Genomic DNA, 20,826 nt, shown 5'->3' on the forward strand with positions numbered 1-20,826 from the left:
TCTCCATCCCTTTTATAGGGATGGAGATGTTTATTTTTTTACATCCTTCTTCATGTTCATTGATGATCCTTTCTCCCTTTCTCTCTGTTACACACCAACACCATCATTCATTTAATATTGTTCAATATTTCACAAACTATTCAATAATAGATTGTTCTAGGCGTCAATAAATATAGTATTGTATAGTTGAAATCTGTTATATATATTTTTTTGGTCTGTTATAGTTACAGGCGATTGGGAGGGGATCTGTTATGAAACAAGCTACTGCTGTATTAGACCCGTGGCGAAATTTTAAAGGGTCAAAATGGAAAAAGTCCATTGACGTCCGTGACTTTATTTTAAACAACGTCACCGTTTACTATGGGGATGAGTCATTTCTAGAAGGGCCTACAGAAGCGACGAAGAAACTATGGGAACAAGTGATGGAATTGTCGAAACAAGAACGCGAAAAAGGCGGCGTTCTCGATATGGATACATCCATTGTTTCCACCATCACTTCCCACAGACCGGGTTATTTAAACAAAGACTTGGAAAAAATTGTTGGTTTTCAAACAGATAAACCGTTTAAGCGCGCATTAATGCCGTTCGGAGGCATCCGCATGGCGCAACAATCATGCGAAGCATACGGCTACAAAGTAAGCGACGAAGTGAAAAAAATTTTTACCGAATACCGAAAAACCCATAACCAAGGTGTATTTGACGTTTACACCGAAGAGATGAAATTAGCGCGCAAAGCGGGAATTATCACCGGCCTTCCAGATGCGTACGGACGCGGCCGCATTATTGGCGACTATCGCCGCGTGGCGTTATACGGTGTCGATCGTCTGATTGAAGAAAAACAAAAGGATTTGAAAAACACTGGCGCAAGAACGATGACGGAAGACATTATCCGCCTTCGCGAGGAAATTGCTGAACAAATTCGTGCGTTAAACGAATTGAAACAAATGGCATTAAGCTACGGTTACGACATTTCCGAACCAGCGCAAAACGCACACGAAGCATTCCAATGGCTCTATTTCGCTTATCTTGCCGCTATTAAAGAACAAAACGGCGCAGCGATGAGCTTAGGCCGCGTGTCCACCTTCTTAGACATTTATATCGAACGCGACCTACAAGAAGGTACGCTAACAGAAAAAGAAGCGCAAGAACTTGTCGACCATTTTGTGATGAAATTGCGCCTTGTCAAATTCGCCAGAACACCGGAATATAACGAACTATTCAGCGGCGACCCGACATGGGTAACAGAATCGATCGGCGGAATGGCGATCGATGGTCGTCCGTTAGTCACGAAAAACTCGTTCCGCTTCCTTCATACGTTGGATAACTTAGGACCTGCGCCAGAGCCAAACTTAACGGTACTTTGGTCGAAACAATTGCCGGAAGCGTTCAAAGAATATTGCGCGAAAATGTCGATAAAAACAAGCTCGATTCAATATGAAAACGACGACTTAATGCGCGTGGAATTCGGCGATGACTACGGAATTGCTTGCTGCGTATCGCCAATGAGAATTGGCAAGCAAATGCAATTTTTCGGAGCGCGCGCCAACCTTGCGAAAGCATTGTTATATGCGATTAATGGCGGCGTTGATGAAAAATTAAAAATACAAGTTGGTCCTGAGTTTGCGCCAATTACATCCGAATATTTAGATTACGATGAAGTCATGCGTAAGTTTGATCATGTACTTGAATGGCTTGCGGAACTTTATATTAATACACTCAATGTCATTCATTACATGCACGATAAATATTGTTATGAACGCATTGAAATGGCGCTTCATGATTCGCATATTTTACGCACGATGGCAACTGGTATCGCCGGACTATCGGTTGTCGCTGATTCGTTAAGTGCGATCAAATACGCAAAAGTCAAACCGATTCGAGATGAAAACGGCATTGCCGTTGATTTTGAAATCGAAGGAGATTTCCCGAAATACGGAAATAACGATGATCGCGTCGACCAAATTGCGGTTGATTTAGTCGAACGTTTTATGACGAAATTGAAAAAACATAAAACGTATCGCGATTCGAAACATACGTTATCGATTTTAACGATTACATCGAACGTCGTATACGGGAAAAAGACAGGAAATACGCCAGATGGCCGTCGCGCTGGCGAACCGTTTGCCCCGGGAGCGAACCCGCTGCACGGCCGTGACACGAAGGGAGCGCTCGCTTCGTTAAGCTCTGTCGCGAAATTGCCATTTGAACATGCATTAGATGGCATTTCTAATACGTTCTCAATCGTGCCGAAAGCTTTAGGAAAAGAAGAACATGCCCGTGTTCGCAACCTTGTCGCCATTTTAGATGGTTACATGGAAAAAGGCGGACACCATCTCAACATTAACGTGTTGAATCGTGAAACGTTATTAGATGCAATGGAACATCCAGAAAAATATCCGCAATTAACGATTCGCGTCTCTGGATATGCCGTCAACTTCATTAAATTAACTCGTGAACAACAAATTGACGTCATTAACCGCACATTCCACGAAACGATGTAACGATCTCCCCCTCCTTCTTGAGGGGGGATATTTCTCTTAGGAAGGAGACCATCCGATGAAAGGGTTTATTCATTCGATTGAGACATGCGGCACCGTCGACGGCCCAGGCCTTCGCTATGTCATCTTCACACAAGGATGCTTGCTGCGCTGTCAATATTGTCATAACGCCGACACATGGGAAATCGGAAAAGGAAAAGAAATGACCGTAGAAGAAATTATCGATGATGTAAAAACGTATTTGCCGTTTATCAACGCTTCCGGCGGCGGAATTACCGTCAGCGGCGGGGAACCTTTGTTGCAAATCGACTTTTTAATCGAGCTATTTAAAGCATGCAAAAAACTCGGCATTCATACAGCGATCGATTCGTCAGGAGGATGCTACACAGCGGAAGCGTCGTTCCAGCAAAAATTAAACGAATTGCTTTCCTATACTGATTTAATTTTGCTTGATTTAAAACATATTGACGAAAAAAAAACATCGGAAGCTGACAGGAAAAACAAATCAACATATTTTACAATTTGCTCGGTTCTTATCCGAAAAAAACGTTCCTATTTGGATCCGGCATGTTCTCGTTCCAACCATTACAGACGACCCGAATGATTTGCGCAGTCTCGCCGCTTTTATTCGCACGTTAAATAATGTAGAAAAAATTGAAATTCTCCCATATCATAAATTAGGAGTATACAAATGGAAAGCGCTTGGATTGAAGTATCCTTTGGAAGGAATTGAACCTCCTTCGGAAGAAAGCATGGAAATGGCACAACGAATCCTAAACGGAACAGAAGATACAGTGCCTCTTACGTAATTGTTTTTATGATAACCTCCCTTCTGTCTCCATCCTACCAACCGTTTCATATCTCGATAATGAGCCGAGGCGTTATTTTTCTCTAAGACCTGAGTCGTATTTTCTAATCAACATCTGTTATCGCACCATTTATCACACATCGCAAAAGGCTCCGATATGACATAAAAAAGGAAGGCCGCCTAACGGGCGCCTTCCTATTCGGTCGCTTTCATATACGCTTGTTTCGGATGGTTCGGCTGATCTGGATATTTTAAACGAATTTTTCCTTCCTCTATCAGTTTTCCTAAATAGTTATTCCTTAGTCCATCTGGCGTTCTTTCCAATAGTGCTGCTAGTTCCTTTAACATCAGCGGTCTTTGCTCGCAAAGCTGCAAAATAATATTTTCCATCACACTTGGAGGCAATCGTTTTTTCTTTCTCGCTAACTCCGCAATGTTCCATAGTTTTTCATCAATTTTACTCTTTTCTTTGTACGGATCAGATGAAGATAGTTCATTATTTATGGAGTTAAGACGTTTATTTATGGAGTTAGGTTCGTTATTCATGGAGTTCCCTTCTTTATTTACGGAGTCAACACCGTTATTTATGGAGTTCAACGGATTATTAACGGAGTTGTCTTGTTTATTTACGGAGTTTTCTTCGCTATTTATAGAGCTATCTTCGTTATTTACGGAGTTTTGTTGCTTATTTATGGAGTTCAGGTCTTCTTCCGTTAATGTAAGATCCATTTCACTATCATCATGCTGTTCTATATCTTGATATATATCTGTTTCATATGATGCAGCTGTTTCATACGGATATAATATCACGACAGTTCGTTCTGGATTCGAATGTTGAATAAATTCAGGCTGCTTGTATTGAGGGTTGCTCCATGTTGTAACAATATGCTTTAACCCGAAACCAGCCCGCTTGCAAAGACCGATCAAAATAAACATTTTAAACAAATTCGGATTGCGAAGATTGCTCATATGACCGGAAAGAGCAGAATCAATCGGAATGCGAAATAATCCTGGATTGGCAAAGCGAAACACACCGTTTTCTTTTTCTACAATAATGCCTCCTTCTCCTAAATAATCCGCATGAACAATCGCGTTTACAAGCGCCTCGTGCAGCGCAATTTGCATGGAGCGATCCATATCATTATTATTTTTAAGCTGTGAGATCACTTTAAAATAAAAATCGTATAAGTTGCCAGACCATGTACCATCTTGAGAGGTGAATCGCTTTGTCCAATCGTTCGTTACTATACCGTTCAAACTTTCCCGATATTCGAGAAAATATTGCGGTAAAACTTCTGTAATAATGCGTTCCTCACTAAACATCAATAACCCTGCTAATGTAACTCCTTCTTTGCTGCTATCTCGCAATTTTCCCCATGCACCGATCTTGTATAAAAATTCTTTCGTCTCCAACCCATTCCATGGATGGTTTGGCTTGACAGCTGCAAACTTTTCCCGGTAGCTTTTCACCGATTCAAAATTTAATTCATGCAGTCCATAGTGTTCCAAAATGGAACTATCATGCCAAACAGTTGAATTCCCATCATAAAAACTTGAATATTTATTCACTTCCGATCTTCCTTTAATTATTATTTTATAAAAATATTTACTCCCTTCTTTATTCTTATTGTATCATCTTTCGTTTTCGTTGCGTGTAGTTGCCAAAAAAAGAAGAAAGAAGATGCCCAACACGTTTATTGCATGTTGGAAAATAGATGGATAGTTTTTCTAAAAGTGAGCAAAACTAATATAAATTAAAACACAGTAAGGGGGCTTTTGTTACATATGCTATCTCTTCCTTCATCACTAGAGCCGTATTGGCGGACATCTGTCAAGCTTCCATCGTTTCCGAAACTAGAAGAAGATATTCGCACCGATGTCGCCATTATCGGCGGAGGAATTTCTGGTATCACGACCGCTTATTTGCTCGCTAAACAGGGAGTGCGCGTCACTTTATTAGAAGCGGATCGTCTTCTGAACGGAACGACAGGGCATACGACCGCGAAAATTACTGCTCAGCATGATATCATTTATGATGAATTAATCAACCACCTTGGACAGGAAAAGGCGAAACTGTACTACGAAGCATGTACGGAAGCATTGCGTTTTATTCGAAGTACAATCGAACAAGAAGCGATTGACTGCGATTTTATTGAGCAAGATGCATATATATACACCAATTCCTCCTCATCGTTAACAAAATTAATAAACGAATGGAAGGCGTATGAAAAGCTTGGCATTGACGGAGCGTTTGTTGAATCGATTCCTCTTCCGATCCCTGTGAAAGCTGCGGTAGTGATGAAAAATCAAGCGCAATTTCACCCGCTGAAATACTTAATGAAACTAGTCGACGCTGTTGTCGAGGCAGGTGGAAAAATCTACGAATACACGCCCGCCGCCGATATCGAGCAAGGAGCGGCGCTTGCCGTCGTCACCCGCGACAAAAAACGGGTTACGTGTGAACATGTCATCATTTGTTCCCATTTTCCGTTTTATGACGGCGGCTTTTATTTTTCACGCATGTACGCAGAGCGCTCTTACGTATTGGCAGCCAAAATAGCGGAGCAATACCCAGGCGGCATGTATTTGAGCGCTGATAACCCGAAGCGGTCCATCCGCTACACAACGATGAACGGGGAAAACTTGATTTTAATCGGAGGCGAAAACCACAAGACAGGACAGGGCGTCCCGACGATGCGACATTACGAGGCACTGCAAAGCTTTGCCTCTCAGCTATTTACCGTCACTGACATCCCATACCGTTGGTCGGCGCAAGATTTAACGACACTTGATAAAGTTCCTTACATCGGAAACATGACCGCAGGCACGCCGAACATCTATGTCGCGACAGGATACCGAAAATGGGGGATGACCAACGGGACAATCGCGGGGCTATTGCTCAGCGACTTAGTTATGGGACGCAACAACCGCTACCATGACTTATATACGCCGTCGCGCTTTTATGCCGATCCGAGCGTCAAACATTTTCTCACGCAAAACCTTGATGTCGCCAAACACCTCATCGAAGGAAAAGTGGAGGTGGTCGTCCGCAATCCGGAAGACTTGGCAAACGGCGAAGGCGCAGTTGTTGTCGTGAACGGGAAACGTGCCGGTGCGTATAAGGACGAAAACGGGACATTGTTCATCGTTGACACGACATGCACCCACATGGGATGTGAACTGGAATGGAACAGCGGCGACCGCACATGGGATTGTCCTTGCCACGGCTCGCGATTCTCCATTCACGGCGATGTCGTCGAAGGACCGGCGAAATATCCTTTAAACAAAATAGAGGACGATCCATCATAACAAAGGGCTGCCCGATAAGGCGGCCCTTTGTTGCATCTGCAAACTATATCATTATGCTAATAGAATGCACTTACATTTGTGCTCTTCGTGATCAGTGCAAAGCGCCTTTCTTTTTTGTATAATCATATCAGGCACATTGTATATAAAAGGGGTGATTTCCGTGCAAATCGAACCAATTTTTCTCACTCCTATTTTTCAAGAGCGAATTTGGGGCGGCACGAAATTGGCGGATGAATTCGGCTATTCCATCCCGTCAACACACACAGGGGAATGCTGGGCAGTTTCCGCACATCCAAACGGACAAACCGTGATCAAAAACGGGCCGTTTCAAGGAATGACGCTTGGACAATTATGGGAAGAGCGACGCGACTTATTCGGCCACTTTCCATCAGACCGTTTTCCTTTGTTGACGAAAATTTTAGATGCCAACGCTGATTTATCAGTGCAAGTGCATCCTGATGACGCATACGCACAAAAACATGAAAATGGCGAATTTGGAAAAACAGAATGTTGGTATATTATTGACTGCAAAAAAGATGCGGAACTTGTTTACGGACATCATGCGAAAACGAAAGAAGAACTGAAAGAAATGATGGAAACCGGCCAATGGGACAAGTTGCTTCGCAGAATTCCGATTAAACCTGGCGACTTTTTCTATGTCCCTAGCGGCACAATTCACGCCCTTTGCGAAGGGACGCTTGTCTTAGAAACACAACAAAGCTCTGACACAACATACCGCGTCTATGACTATGACCGCGTCGACAGCAACGGGAAGAAACGCGAACTGCATTTAGACAAAGCGTTAGACGTCATTACCGTTCCACATCGAGACGCGAATGTTCATCCGAACATCACCCAAGTTGACGATGCCACGATTACAACATTTATCGAAAGCGACTACTTTGGTGTACAAAAATGGGAGGTTAATGGAACTGTCAACTTGGACCAAACGAGACATTTTCTCATCGTTAGCGTTCTTAATGGAGAAGGCAAGCTAGTGTCGGAAGGCGGTTCATACGATCTAAAAAAAGGGGATCATTTCATTCTTCCATATCAATTTGGGCGTTTTTCCATAAACGGAACGCTCGAAATGATTGCTTCATGGCCTCTAGTACAAAAAGGAGCTGCCTCTTAAATATGAGACAGCTCCCTTTCTTTTTTACGATATAATCAATCTTCATTTACCGCTTTAGCATGGGAAGTTGGATATTCTTTTTCCCAAAAGTCCGCGCCGGTAATTCCTAGTTTCACCGGATCAAAGACTGGGTCTTTGCCAGCCTTTTTCTGTTCTTCAAAATCTTTAAGAACTTTTAATGCTGGTTTCGTTAATAAAAGAATCGCGATAATGTTGAGCCATGCCATGCTTCCGACACCGATATCGCCAAGTGCCCAAGCGAGTTTTGCCGTTTTGACGCATCCGTAAAACACTACCCCTAAAATCGCCACTTTTAACGCATATTGCGGCCAGCTAGCTTTCATTCTCCTTGTAATATACGCTAAATTTGTTTCTGCCATGTAGTAATACGCCATAATGGTCGTAAACGCAAAGAAGAATAGAGCAATCGCAACAAATGGAGCACCGAATCCTGGGAATACCGTTTCAACTGCTTTCTGCGTAAAAATAGGTCCCGGCTCTACATCGCCAAGTGTTTGCACAATCGGCGCCTTTCCTTCCGGTGTCACGTTATACATGCCGGTAATTAAAATCATAAATGCAGTTGCCGAACAAACAAACCATGTATCGACATAGACTGAAAATGCTTGAACTAAGCCTTGTTTTGCTGGGTGCGACACCTCTGCGGCAGCGGCTGCATGCGGTGCAGTTCCTTGTCCCGCTTCATTGGAATAAATTCCCCGTTTGACTCCCCACGAAATTGCGGCACCAAGAATTCCTCCAAACGCCGCATCCATACCAAAGGCGCTTCGGAAAATTAAGCTGAGTACATGAGGGAGTTCGGTAATATTCGCAAATACGATAAATAAAGCCACTATAATGTATCCTAACGCCATAAATGGAACAATCAATTCGGCCGCACGGGCAATCCGCTTCACACCCCCGAAAATAATGGCGCCTAAAAGAACGGCAATTCCGATTCCTGTAATCGTCGGACTGATGCCAAACGCGTTTTCCATTCCCGCGGCAATGCTGTTGGCTTGCACACCCGGCAACAGCACCCCGGTCGCCAACACCGTAACAATAGCAAACAATACCGCATACCATTTCATTTTTAGCCCTTTTTCAATATAGTAGGCTGGTCCGCCGCGAAACTGACCGTCCTGCTTCGTTTTATACACCTGCGCGAGCGCTGCTTCCACAAAAGCGGAACCTGCCCCTACGAAAGCAATGAGCCACATCCAAAATACGGCACCAGGACCTCCATATGCAATAGCAGTCGCGACACCTGCTATGTTTCCTGTCCCGACCCGTCCGGACAACGCGAGCGATAAAGCCTGGAAAGAAGAAATTCCTGCTTCAGAGCTCTTGCCTTGAAACATTTGTTTAATCATTTCTTTCATATGCCTCACTTGCAAAAAGCGAGTGAGCAACGAATAGAAAAGACCGGTTGCCAAACAAAGATAGACCAAATATTGGCTCCAAATAATGCTGTTTAACCAATTCACAAATTGTTCCATATTCATCCCCCTGTATTTACTATAATAATACTTATTATAAAATATTTTAAATTTTCTTTTAATAGTAAAAATTAAAAAAGGTTCTGGGATAAAGAACCTTTTTTAATTCATATTTCTTCCAATTTTGCAAACCGCTGCAATGTTCCGAGCGGTTTGGGTAACATAATACCGAGCATTTGCTAATGCTTTTTCTAATGGAATAATTCCCGGGACAATGCTATAAAGCGCATCAATTCCATGGCTTCGCACAACATCGCTGTCATCGGATACAGAGCCGGCGATGGCAATGACTGGAATATTGTATCGCTTGGCCGCTTTTGCTACGCCGATCGGCGTTTTTCCGAAAATCGTCTGCCTATCGATTCGTCCTTCACCCGTAATCACTAGCGATGCGCCTTGAATTCGTTCATGAAAATTCACCGTTTCTAACACAATCTCCACTCCGCGCTTCAGCTTCGCCTCGAGAAAGGCAAGCAATCCGGCTCCAAGCCCTCCAGCCGCTCCGGCGCCAGGAATATCTTTTACTTGCTTTCCTAACACTCGTTCAATGACATCGGCATAGTGATGTAAATTTTTATCCAATGTCGCGACCATTTCGGGCGTCGCTCCTTTTTGTGGACCGAAAACCGCCGAGGCGCCTTTTGGACCTGTCAACGGATTGTCAACATCGCACGCAACTTCAATTTTTACACATTTTAACCGTTGATCGAGTCCTGACAAATCAATGTCGGCAAGCTCGGATAAGCTCCCGCCCCCAGGTCCGATTTCCTTTCCATGCCGGTCTAAAAGACGCCCGCCAAGCGCCTGAATCATGCCAGCCCCGCCATCGTTTGTCGCGCTTCCACCGATGCCGATAATAATATGCTCGGCTCCTTCGTCTAGCGCAGCGAGAATCAATTCCCCTGTCCCTCTCGTTGTCGTCACAAGCGGATTTCTCTTTTCACTCGGAACAAGGTGCAATCCAGAGGCGGCCGCCATTTCAATGACTGCTGTTTTTCCATCCCCAAGCATGCCAAAAAAGGCTTGGACACGATCCCCAAGCGGTCCTGTCACTTCCGTTTTCACAATTCGCCCGCCTGTCGCATCGACCAATGATTGAACCGTCCCTTCTCCGCCGTCTGCCATCGGAATTTTCACGTATTCCGCTTCAGGAAATATATGGCGAAACCCTTTTTCAATCGCGTTCGCCACCTCAAGCGCGGATAAGCTTTCTTTAAACGAATCTGGCGCAATAATCACTTTCATCCTCTTTCCTCCTCATTGTGATTATGAAAATCATTGGAAGACTCCGAAAATCAGCATCGATACGACAGCCAGTGTCAAGCCGATGAGTGACTCATACGGAATTAGTTTCAGCCGTTCTTTGACCTCCATATGGACGCTGCCCGCTGTCGCGTGAAAGAAGCTTCCGTGCGGCAAATGATCCAATACGGTCGCCCCAGCATGAACCATCGCTGCCCCGGCTAACGCGGAAATACCTAGACTCATCATCGTTTCACCAAATACACTGCTGGCAACAGCTGTTCCCGCCGTCGTGGAAGCAGTCGCCCCAGACATCAAAATCCCGGAAATCGGCGCTAGCACGTATGCTGGTAACCCGAAATGATCCAAACCGTTAATGATAACATCTTTTAGCGAGGAATTGGCAACAATGCCCGCTAATGTCCCTGTTCCGACTAACATGATGGCAACGTCAGACATTTTGGATAACCCGGATATGGCATAATCATTCAACTTCTTCCCTTTTTTCATCGCCAACGCACCAACGATACCGCCAACCGGAAGGGCGATCATTGGGTCAATCGCAATATCAAACAACGGCCGCAATGCAAGCAATACTATCGCGACAAGCGGAGCAATAATAGCCGCAAAGAACGAAGGAGTTTGTCCGCTGCTTTTTCTTTCCTGCACATCATAAATAAGCGTTCCTTTTTGCGCAAGTTTTCTGGCGATGATATACGTAACAGCGAGCCCGAATATTGCTGGAACGGCTCCAGCTGCCATTAATGATGTCAGCGGAATATGGAATGCATCCGCAGCAGCGATGGCGTTCGGGTTCGGTGACATAATGTTCCCCGCCTTCCCGCCGCCAATCATCGCCAGCAAAATCGCCGTTTTTGATAAGTTGGCGCGGCTTGCGATCGCTAACGCAATCGGCGCAACGGTAATGACTGCGACATCCACAAACACGCCGATCGCAGTCAGCAGCGCTGTCGCCACTGAAAGCGCAAGCAAAGCCCGCGTTTCCCCAAGCTTTTGAACGATCGTTTCAGCGATCGCTGCCGCTGCCCCCGATTCCATTAAAACCCCGGCTAACACTCCTGCCGCCAAAATGCGCAATACCGCAGGAATCATTTCTTTTGCTCCATCCATCATCACCGTGACCGTATCTGTCACGTTTCCCCCGCCAATGATTCCGCCGACAAAAGCACCAGCAATCATCCCGTAGGCGGGGGAAACTTTCCGTAAAATCAACACAATGGCAACAACCAGTGCTACGATGGCTCCTGCGGCGCTTACTTGAATATCCATAACAGATTCCCCTTTCATACAAACAACGCCCTCATGAACATGACCAATTTTCTCTTTATCTCCAAAACCAATAATGATACCTTCTCATTCCATCACATCTATATTTCTCCCTAAAATCTTCATCATCCGATTAACGATAACCCCTTTGTAAATGGATACAACACATCTCCTTCCTTCTTCAACATTTTCACAATAATCGCTTCAATTTTCTTTTTTATCATAATGATTGTAAAAATAAGAAAAAGGAGTGTCAAATATGGTTCAAACGAAACGATGGATGACAGGCGTCATGAACAAGACAACATCAAGTAAAAAGGATTCTTCATCACTCTCATGATGAAGAATCCTTTTTGTTACTTTTTCTCTTTTCCCACTGCTTTTTTTATGATTATCGGTTTCTCTTCCAAGCTGGAAAACGGCATTGCCTCCATGTTTCGATAAGTAATATTTTCAGGATCCAACCCGTTGCCTAACGAACCGTAAACATGTCCTTGCCGCGGCTCGATCAGCTCGTTTTGCTGATAATATACTCTCGGTGTTTTCCAAAGCGCGGCTAACGCTTTTCCCATTGGCAATTCGTGATACCGATCCGGCCACATTCGTTTAATGTGCTCCTTCACTAACGGGTAATATTTCGAGCTCATCGCTGGAAACAGATGATGTTCGGTATGATACGAGAAGTTAAAGTGAAGCACATCTATCCACTTTGGCACCGTTACGGTAAGGCTGTTTGCAAGCGGATCATTCACCGGCACCAACGGATTTAAATGATGGTTCGTAGAGATATAGCTCATTACAATAAAATTAGCAATCAGCAAAGGCAGCAAAAAGGCAAAAAACCAACGCTCAAATCCAATGAAAAACAACAGCCCAATCCATGTGGACCATGGCAGGAAAAACTGAAGCAGCACCACACTGCGATTTTTCAGCTGAAAATCTTTGAAGAAATAGATTAACATCTTGATGGAATGAAGCGTAAACATAACAGACAATGAACTAAAAGCGAAAAACGCACGAATTGGAAACGGAATTTTGTATACCCAGCGCAATAGACGGCTTTTGGCTAACCTTTCTAAACTAGGCCATGCATCCGGATCCATTTCTTCATCTTGTGTGTGTACATGATGAGTCACATTGTGCCATTTTCGCCACAGCTTCGGACCTGTGCATAGCGGCCAAAATGCGATTGCGCCAAGAATATCACGCAGCCACGGCTTTCGTACGACCGTGCCGTGCAAAATTTCATGTCCTAAAAACCCCAATGCCGCAAAGCTGGAACCTAACACAACAGCTAGGAGGAGATTCCATACCGGATGAAGATGCAAGAGAGAAACAGCGAGGATGCAGCCGATGGTTAACGACAAATAAGCGAAACCTCCAAATAGGCGGGACGGAACAGGTTGAAACGCCTTTTTCGGTAAATGTGGAGAAATCCTGGCGGCATACCAACCGAACGTATGAAACTCTTTCATTGAATAGCTCCTTTCAAATCCACCTTCGATTGACAAGCAACCGCTCGTAATCTCACCTTTCGGGTCATCGCATCGATTCAATGCTTAAAATCAATGAAGGGTATTATATTTCATAACCATATACGTGGATATCAAATCAGACAATTACATATCCATCATTCATTATTGGTTATTTAAAACTCATGCTAACACTTTTTAGCTTGTCCTGTCAATAAATTATTATGTAGTTCTATGACCTAATATTAAACTACACAATATTAATTACATTGCATATCATAAAATTAATTTACTCTTCCACTTATCAGTTATTCAATAAATAATTTCAATAAATAATAATATAAAGCAATGACAAAATCACTAAGTCTTTTTACCTGCTAAATTATCTATCAAATAAGATTATTTTAAATTGCTTATGATATACTTCTTCCTTCGGTTTGTATTTCTTTCAAACAGGCGGTGCTGTATCAATGGAAAAATAATGATTGCCCTTTTTCGTCTACATAGTAGGTCAAGATCATTGTCTTCCCATTAATGTTCTACACGAAAATGGATAACAAAGAAGCAGGAGCATATTAAGGGTAAACTTAAAGCCGTGACTTTTTTGATCACGGCTTCTATCTTTATTGACAGTATAAAGACGTAAGGCGCCTTCCTTTCATAAATTTATTTATGATACGGTTCTCCCCGATTAATCCGAAACGCCCGGTAAATTTGTTCAAGGAGAATGAGACGCATCAGCTGGTGCGGGAACGTCATTTTGGAAAACGATAACGCTTCATCGGCGCGCTGCATCACTTGTTTGCTTAAGCCGAGCGAACCGCCGATGATAAAGGCAATTTTGCTTTTTCCGTAAGTGGCAAGTTTGTCTATGCTGGCGGCAAATTGCTCGGACGATTTCATCTTTCCTTCGATCGCTAAGGCAATCACATACGCGTCATTGGGAATTTTCGCTAAAATGCGTTCCCCTTCCCGCTGTTTAATTTGCTCCATTTCTTGTTCACTTAAATGTTCTGGCGCTTTTTCATCAGGAACTTCAGTGATATCAACTTTCGCATAACTGGATAATCGTTTTTTATATTCGTCAATCCCTTGCATCAAATATTTTTCTTTTAACTTACCAACAGAAATAATGTGAATATGCACAACTCATCCCCACTTTACAAACAAAATATCCACAACATTTATCCACATATACACAGTATATATCCACATATTGTGTAAAAAACATTAGTTCCCCACTATATATGCGGCTTTATTCGTACAAAAATCGCATGATTTCTCTGACTTATCCACAGAAATAAACGAAATATTCGGCGCTTGTTCCATTTTATCCACATACATGTCGATGGCTATATCGATATGTTCTTCACAGCAGAAAAACATGTTCTCATCTCCTTTTATCCACATGTGGAAAAAGAATAAGGAGCGAATATAGCGCTCCTTTTTTTTTTATTTATGGTTAAAACGATTCTTTCTCTAATTTTATCGTCACTGTATGTTTTTTGCCGTCTCGATAAAATGTTACTTTCATTGTATCGCCAATCGATTTTTTTGTGTACAAATATTTTCTTAAATCTAACACATCACGAATTTTGTGATCATCTAATGCTACGATCACATCAAATTGCTTTAATCCCGCTTGCGCTGCTGGAGACATTGGCACTACTTGAATGACAGCCACACCTTCTGTTACATCTTTTGGCAAGTGCAAGGTTGCTTGCAAATGATAAGAAGAAATATCGCTTAAGGAGCGAAGTTCTACCCCCATATATGGGCGGCGTACTTGTCCGTATTTTTCTAAATCTGAAATTACCGGAATCGCCGTATTGATTGGGATGGCAAATCCAATTCCCTCCACTGCTTCTTGGGCAATTTTCATGGAGTTAATGCCAATAACTTGCCCTTGAATATTGACAAGGGCGCCACCGCTATTGCCCGGGTTAATGGCAGCATCCGTTTGCAATACTTCTGCATTCCAATCCGGAGTACCATCTTGGTCTAAGTCAACTTCTACGGTTCGATTCGTTCCTGATATAATTCCTTGCGTAACAGAGCCAGCGAATTGCAACCCAAGCGGATTTCCGATCGCAATGACTGGTTCTCCCGGTTTGACTGTATCTGAATTGCCAAACTCAGCTACTTTTTTGACATGCTTCGCATCAATTTCCAATACTGCTAAATCCATTAACACATCGCTTCCCAACAGCTTCGCTGGCACTCTTGTTCCATCTTTTAAGCTTACTTCTAATTCACTGGCGTTTTCGACAACATGATGGTTCGTCACAATAAATGCTTTCCCATTTTCTTTTTTATAGATGACGCCTGAACCAGTTCCCGCTTCTCCACCCTGCGACCAAAAGTTCGCTTCTTGAATGTTTACAATGCCAACAACCGCATCGGATACTTTATCAATCGCTTTTGTTACTTGGCTTGACACATCGACAGAAACTTGTTGCCGTATAGCAGGTTCTTTTGCTGTTTCTTCATTTTGTACCTGTTCACTCTCTCTCGGTGTAACTTGATAAGGAAGCACATTCCATTTTGAAAGAGCTGGGACAGAAATTACTACTAATAACCCTCCTAAAACAGCGCCAACTAACGCGGAAAAAAACCAGCGGCCACGGTTTCCCTTTTGTTTTTGGTATTCGTAGTGATCATCGTAATATCCCATGCGCATCAACCCTTTCAGCAACGATCATTGTTCAAAAAGAAAGCATATCTATTCCCATTATACTCTTTTAAAGAATAGAAAATCCATTTATCAACACATAGACGTGCTGATGAACCAACACTCATGACAAACATATTTACCTATTTTTGACGAAATGGCGATTATACATACACAAGTTTCGTTGCTATTTTCGGGTCAGTATCATATAAATCAAACTGATCTCCGATTGCCAATCCTCTGTTTGCCAACGTTTGCGCCACCGTCATCCGAGCCAATTCCTTTATATTATTATCCTGACTTAGATGCGCTAAATAAATTCGTTTTGTGCGGTCTCCGATCACATCGGCTAACGCTAGCCCCGCCTCTTCATTAGAAACATGACCAACATCGCTTAAAATGCGGCGCTTGACGTTCCACGGATACTTTCCCATTCGCAGCATTTCCACATCATGATTGCTTTCAAAAATAAATACATCGGCATTTTTGATCGTCCCTTTCATCCGATCGCTAACATAGCCTGTATCCGTAATTAACGCAAGTTTTTTTCCTTCATGATAAAATACGTAAAACATCGGCTCTGCCGCATCGTGTGATACACCGAACGACTCTACATCAAGATCGCCAAAAGAACGCACTTTGCCTAATGGAAAAATAAACTTTTGCTCGGTGGGAATATCGCCAATTAACCCTTCCATTGCCTTCCATGTTTTTTCATTCGCATAAATAGGTAGTTTATACTTTCGGGCAATGACGCCTAATCCTTTAATATGATCGCTATGCTCATGTGTCACTAAAATCGCCGTTAAGTCACGCAAATCGCGATCAATTTGCTCGAATAATTGTTCTAATTGCTTTCCGCTTAATCCCGCATCGACAAGCAGCCTCTGTTGTCCTGTTTCTATATAAAATGCATTTCCTGTACTGCCGCTTGCTAAAACGCTAAACTGCATCGCCATTTTTCTCACTCCAAAATTTTTCCTTCATCATTAATGATTTGTCCTTCGAATGCATTAATAAAATAGTCTTTTTTTCCATTAATGACGATATGCCACGTCGGCGTTAATACTTGAGAAGTGGTAAACTGAACCAGGCCGTAATATCCTAGTTCAACCGATGTGACGCGGTCCCCGGGTTGTAAATACCCTTTTTTGTATAACGTTTCAATTGCCTTAATAGCTGGGACGATATCTTGTTTTCTCTCATATTTTTGTAAATCATCTAACATCGTTTGTTCATACGATACCGCTTCGCTTTTTTCATTTAAATGTATCAATAGTTTACTGCTTTCATTATTGTAAATTATTTTTCCATCATACGTTTGGTAGCAAACGACGGTATTTGACTTTTCGTCAAATGTCCAAAACGTATACTTTTTTCCATTGATAATATGCCGCTGTAAAAATTCTTTCAATCGATATGGATCTTTGAAATTTAACGATATCGGATGAATAAATGTCCCTTTCAAAGCGGTTCCATCGTTTACCGTCACCTTTTGACCAGGCAATTTTTTTATTTCTTCATCGGTAAACTTTTTACTTTTCCCGCTGACATAAGTGGCTTTCGTTATTTCTTTTGGAAGCTCTACATAAGTGATGCCGTTTGCCTCCAATTGTTCTTCAATCGTTGTTTCCAAAATGACATCTAATTGGCTGCTATTTCGCTTTTCCATAAATTGATATCCTAAAAAACAATCGAGGATGAGGAACGTAATAATAAAAATCGTTTTTGTTTTACTCCAATCCACTTACGTTCCCTCCTCTCTTTTTGCTGTCTTGTTCTTTTTCTTGGTCATCTAAAGGTATCTTCTTCCACGTCTGACCGTATAAACAAAACCATGATGGTTCTAAAATAATCACTTTTTCTCGTTCCGGATCTTTTATCAGCTCATATCCTACCACAATATCTTTTACTAATTCTTTTTTAAATCCCTCCATCATTTCTATTTTTTTAATCACTTCATGACCGGATAATAACGTCCTTGGCACATTCACACGGTCGGCAACTTCTAAACGAAATAGAGGACGCTGATATTTTACAAGATCGCTGCTTCCCCATATTTGTACTATTTCAGACATGCCATATTCGTTAAATACAGGGTGGTTGTTGACTATTAGGCGAAATACGACGGTCCGTTCGTCCTCATTCCATCTAGCAAAGCGATACATATCGGTCCAGCCGCCATGCTCATTGACAAAGTCAATGCTCTTTTGAATTAAATGATCGTTTTTTTGATTCTCGCTACCGTTCAATGTCCGCGCTGCTGGGTTTACATATAACAACATTCGCTGTAAAAAATCAACATCCATTAATCGCGATCCATCGGTATATTCCTCGCCAAATGTAATTAAATCTTTTTTCACAAAACTAGGATCGCTAAACAGCGCCTCTTTAAATTTATCAGAGTCAAGCTCGTCCGTATAATATTGAAGACGATTCATTGTGACCTCTTTTTCAGGCAAAAAAATTTGCTTTGTTTCATTAATTACATAAGGAAAATAACGAGGGTATTCATCTAATTCCATTGCTAGTTTGTTAATTTCAGAAAGTGATACGTCCGTTGCAATTGCTTTATATACCCTGCGTTTTTCCGTAGAAATAAAATAAATAGAAAGCTCGTCCTTGTTCGCTAATGGAATGATTATACGGTCAAAACTAATATGTTTTATTCCTTTGTCTTCAATTTGAAAAATGGAACGATAAACATCAATAGGGATGCTATCGGGATAAACGAGTTCTAGTCTCTCTTTTTCGTGTAAAAACGATAAAAATTTTCCTTTTGGAATCGTATCGGAAATGTTTTCAAAATCATCAATGGACCATTTTTTGATTTCTTTTAAAATCTGATTTGCTTCTTCTTCTTGTACAATTCCATAATGAGCATTATTTTTATGAAACAACAGCTGTGAAGGTTGAACAATCATCGCTGGATCTACTTGGGTGTTGCTGACGGAAACGTTCTGAACGTACTCATCATTTTGCAAAACATCGTATTTTGGGTGGTATGTCCATAATACAAACGTCAGCACAATACTCACTAATACTAAAAACGTCAACACGACTGTTTTTGCTGCTTCATACATCGTCCCAGTCATCCTTTTGATCTCTTTCCAACGGTAAAGTAAAGAAAATCGTTGTTCCTTTATGCTCCTTACTTTCCGCCCAAATGGTTCCTCCATGAGCGATCACCACTTCTTTCGCAATTGCTAATCCTAACCCTGTACCGCCGAGTTTGCGTGATCTTGCCTTATCGACACGATAAAACCGTTCGAACACTTTCGCGAGATCCGCCTTAGGAATACCGACTCCTTCATCGCTGACACTCACAATAATTTCATCGGCAAGCTCTCTAACGCGAAACGTAATTTTTCCGCCTTGTGGAGAATATTTGATGGCGTTGGAAATAATATTATCTAATACTTGCGTAATTTTATCTTTATCGATTTCAATAAAAATCGCTTCTTTTGGGATTTTTCGCACAAACGTAATGTTTTCGCTTTTTGTCAATTCAAAACGGTCAATCACTTTATGAAAGTACTCCGAAAAATTTACCCATGATTTATTTAGCTTATAATCTTTACTGTCCAGTTTAGAAAGCTGTAATAAGTCATTGACTAAGCGAATCATTCGTTCTGTTTCTGTTTGCACTACTTCGATAAACCGAGGAGCGATTGCTTTATCTTGCCAAGCTCCTTCCGCTAATGCTTCCAAATAACTTTTCATCGTCGTTAACGGAGTGCGAAGCTCATGTGAAACATTGGCAACAAATTCTCTACGTTCGCGGTCAATTTTTTCTTGTTCCGTAATATCATGCAATACGACAATTAATCCGTTAATAAGTCCTGATTCTTTTTGAATCACAGAAAGCGATGCACGCAAAATATATAGCTCTTCATCCGTACTAAAATCTAAAATGAGCGAATCCCGCTCCTCCAACAGTGTTTCAAACGTATATTGGTCACCAATTCCAAGTACATCGATAATGGAACTCGACAGTACTGTTTCACGTGAAACATTCAAAATGTTTAAGGCGGCATCATTAATGAGTATAATTCTGCCGCGGCGGTCTGTGGCAATCACTCCATCTGTCATATGTGTTAATACGGATTCAAGCTTGCGCCGTTCCCCTTCTGTTGTCGCTTGTGCTTCTTGCAGCTTTTTCGTTAAATTATTAAACGTCATTGCTAATTGTCCGATTTCATCATAACCGTAAATTTTTACTTTGCGGGAGAAATCTCCCTTTGTCATCGCTAACGCTTGTTTTCGCATATCTGAAATCGGACGAGTAATCGTGCGTGACAAAAGAACCCCGAGTACCGCAGTAATAAAGAGAGCTATTCCGGTTCCTGTTGCTAAAATTGTATTAATTTGTTTCATTTGCGAGAATACGTTCTCCATCGAAGCAATGATGTAAATAACTCCCTTTATTTCTCCACTCGATTTAATTGGAGTAGAAGAAATATACATACGGTGTCCTTTCTGATCTATGAACATTTGATCGACGATTTCCCCAGTCACAAGCGATCGCTTCACATAAATTTCCGTTGTCCGCTTTCCAACGATATTTTGCATATATGGATTCGATGTAGCTAACACTTTGCCTTTATGATCGATGACACGGACTTCAGAAATGTCATCGGAAACAAAATCATTGAGAAGGGAGCGGATATCTTCTTCTAACATCGGACTTTTCGAATCCCTTTCTTTATTCATCGCTTGTTCCACATTATACGCTAATAGCGTCACCCGTTCATTCAGGGAATTTTTAAAACTTTGCACTAACTCCGTTTCTAGCTTTCTAACAAAATAAACACCGATAATTTGCATCGCTATGAGAATAAGCAAAACGTATATAACGGCAAACTTGAAATGAATCGAACGAAATGGGCCTACTTTTTTCATTTG

General features: G+C 42.0%; 15 protein-coding genes and 1 pseudogene. 4 read left to right on the forward strand and 12 right to left on the reverse strand.

What is annotated here, in order from left to right:
* Window positions 1–251: 251 nt before the first annotated feature.
* Together pflB and pflA are read left to right on the forward strand one after the other, a co-directional pair.
* Window positions 252–2,501 carry a formate C-acetyltransferase gene (gene pflB / locus DER53_RS04435; RefSeq protein WP_062754503.1) on the forward strand — a complete coding sequence of 750 codons (2,250 nt, stop codon included), beginning with the start codon at window positions 252–254 and terminating at the stop codon, window positions 2,499–2,501.
* A gap of 55 nt (window positions 2,502–2,556) precedes the next feature.
* A pseudogene (gene pflA / locus DER53_RS04440) lies at window positions 2,557–3,307 on the forward strand (pyruvate formate-lyase-activating protein).
* A 194-nt stretch (window positions 3,308–3,501) separates the two neighbouring features.
* Here the strand turns inward: pflA and DER53_RS04445 are convergent.
* On the reverse strand, window positions 3,502–4,875 hold the full coding sequence (locus tag DER53_RS04445; RefSeq protein WP_062754507.1) for an ATP-binding protein: 1,374 nt from the start codon (window positions 4,873–4,875) through the stop codon (window positions 3,502–3,504).
* 216 nt (window positions 4,876–5,091) lie between these two features.
* Between DER53_RS04445 and DER53_RS04450 the strand changes: the two genes are divergently transcribed.
* Both DER53_RS04450 and manA read left to right on the forward strand, forming a co-directional pair.
* On the forward strand, window positions 5,092–6,615 hold the full coding sequence (locus tag DER53_RS04450; protein WP_062754509.1) for an FAD-dependent oxidoreductase: 1,524 nt from the start codon (window positions 5,092–5,094) through the stop codon (window positions 6,613–6,615).
* Between the two features lie 160 nt (window positions 6,616–6,775).
* The gene (gene manA, locus DER53_RS04455; RefSeq protein WP_062754511.1) at window positions 6,776–7,750 is read left to right on the forward strand and encodes a mannose-6-phosphate isomerase, class I; all 975 of its coding nucleotides are present in this window, start codon (window positions 6,776–6,778) and stop codon (window positions 7,748–7,750) included.
* Between the two features lie 35 nt (window positions 7,751–7,785).
* On the opposite strand, the gene DER53_RS04460 is transcribed toward manA, so the two are convergent.
* The 11 genes from DER53_RS04460 to walK form a co-directional block, all read right to left on the reverse strand.
* Window positions 7,786–9,249 (reverse strand): alanine/glycine:cation symporter family protein, encoded by a 1,464-nt coding sequence (locus DER53_RS04460; RefSeq protein WP_062754513.1) that lies wholly within the window; start codon window positions 9,247–9,249, stop codon window positions 7,786–7,788.
* 102 nt (window positions 9,250–9,351) lie between these two features.
* Window positions 9,352–10,494, reverse strand: a complete 1,143-nt coding sequence (locus DER53_RS04465) for a glycerate kinase (protein ID WP_062754515.1) — start codon at window positions 10,492–10,494, stop codon at window positions 9,352–9,354.
* A gap of 30 nt (window positions 10,495–10,524) precedes the next feature.
* Window positions 10,525–11,781, reverse strand: coding sequence for a GntP family permease (locus tag DER53_RS04470; protein WP_062754517.1), 1,257 nt, complete (start codon window positions 11,779–11,781; stop codon window positions 10,525–10,527).
* A gap of 353 nt (window positions 11,782–12,134) precedes the next feature.
* Window positions 12,135–13,253 (reverse strand): Delta(10) desaturase DesB, encoded by a 1,119-nt coding sequence (gene desB, locus DER53_RS04475; protein WP_062754519.1) that lies wholly within the window; start codon window positions 13,251–13,253, stop codon window positions 12,135–12,137.
* A gap of 663 nt (window positions 13,254–13,916) precedes the next feature.
* On the reverse strand, window positions 13,917–14,396 hold the full coding sequence (rlmH, locus tag DER53_RS04480; protein WP_062754521.1) for a 23S rRNA (pseudouridine(1915)-N(3))-methyltransferase RlmH: 480 nt from the start codon (window positions 14,394–14,396) through the stop codon (window positions 13,917–13,919).
* An 84-nt stretch (window positions 14,397–14,480) separates the two neighbouring features.
* Complete coding sequence (locus DER53_RS04485; RefSeq protein ID WP_073967963.1) at window positions 14,481–14,636, reverse strand: CxxH/CxxC protein; 156 nt, start codon at window positions 14,634–14,636, stop codon at window positions 14,481–14,483.
* A gap of 76 nt (window positions 14,637–14,712) precedes the next feature.
* Window positions 14,713–15,924 (reverse strand): S1C family serine protease, encoded by a 1,212-nt coding sequence (locus DER53_RS04490; protein ID WP_062754522.1) that lies wholly within the window; start codon window positions 15,922–15,924, stop codon window positions 14,713–14,715.
* A 161-nt stretch (window positions 15,925–16,085) separates the two neighbouring features.
* Window positions 16,086–16,880: an MBL fold metallo-hydrolase gene (locus DER53_RS04495; RefSeq protein WP_015865401.1), complete on the reverse strand. Its 795-nt coding sequence runs from the start codon at window positions 16,878–16,880 to the stop codon at window positions 16,086–16,088.
* 5 nt (window positions 16,881–16,885) lie between these two features.
* The gene (locus DER53_RS04500) at window positions 16,886–17,668 is read right to left on the reverse strand and encodes a two-component system regulatory protein YycI (protein WP_062754524.1); all 783 of its coding nucleotides are present in this window, start codon (window positions 17,666–17,668) and stop codon (window positions 16,886–16,888) included.
* A complete protein-coding gene (locus tag DER53_RS04505) occupies window positions 17,655–19,004 on the reverse strand; it encodes a YycH family regulatory protein (RefSeq protein ID WP_062754526.1) in 1,350 nt (449 codons plus the stop codon). The genes DER53_RS04500 and DER53_RS04505 overlap by 14 nt, the downstream gene beginning before the upstream one ends.
* Complete coding sequence (gene walK, locus DER53_RS04510; RefSeq protein WP_062754528.1) at window positions 18,997–20,823, reverse strand: cell wall metabolism sensor histidine kinase WalK; 1,827 nt, start codon at window positions 20,821–20,823, stop codon at window positions 18,997–18,999. The genes DER53_RS04505 and walK overlap by 8 nt, the downstream gene beginning before the upstream one ends.
* Between the last annotated feature and the right edge of the window lie 3 nt (window positions 20,824–20,826).

The organism is Parageobacillus toebii NBRC 107807, assembly GCF_003688615.2.
Classification (GTDB): Bacteria; Bacillota; Bacilli; order Bacillales; family Anoxybacillaceae; genus Parageobacillus_B; species Parageobacillus_B toebii.

Excerpts from the sequence above, each read along its gene's own strand:
- pflB (WP_062754503.1), top strand. The coding sequence starts at position 252 with ATGAAACAAGCTACTGCTGTATTAGACCCGTGGCGAAATTTTAAAGGG.
- DER53_RS04450 (WP_062754509.1), top strand. The coding sequence starts at position 5,092 with ATGCTATCTCTTCCTTCATCACTAGAGCCGTATTGGCGGACATCTGTC.
- DER53_RS04460 (WP_062754513.1), bottom strand. The coding sequence starts at position 9,249 with ATGGAACAATTTGTGAATTGGTTAAACAGCATTATTTGGAGCCAATAT.
- DER53_RS04465 (WP_062754515.1), bottom strand. The coding sequence starts at position 10,494 with ATGAAAGTGATTATTGCGCCAGATTCGTTTAAAGAAAGCTTATCCGCG.
- DER53_RS04470 (WP_062754517.1), bottom strand. The coding sequence starts at position 11,781 with ATGGATATTCAAGTAAGCGCCGCAGGAGCCATCGTAGCACTGGTTGTT.
- desB (WP_062754519.1), bottom strand. The coding sequence starts at position 13,253 with ATGAAAGAGTTTCATACGTTCGGTTGGTATGCCGCCAGGATTTCTCCA.
- DER53_RS04485 (WP_073967963.1), bottom strand. The coding sequence starts at position 14,636 with ATGTTTTTCTGCTGTGAAGAACATATCGATATAGCCATCGACATGTAT.
- DER53_RS04490 (WP_062754522.1), bottom strand. The coding sequence starts at position 15,924 with ATGGGATATTACGATGATCACTACGAATACCAAAAACAAAAGGGAAAC.
- DER53_RS04495 (WP_015865401.1), bottom strand. The coding sequence starts at position 16,880 with ATGGCGATGCAGTTTAGCGTTTTAGCAAGCGGCAGTACAGGAAATGCA.
- DER53_RS04505 (WP_062754526.1), bottom strand. The coding sequence starts at position 19,004 with ATGTATGAAGCAGCAAAAACAGTCGTGTTGACGTTTTTAGTATTAGTG.
- walK (WP_062754528.1), bottom strand. The coding sequence starts at position 20,823 with ATGAAAAAAGTAGGCCCATTTCGTTCGATTCATTTCAAGTTTGCCGTT.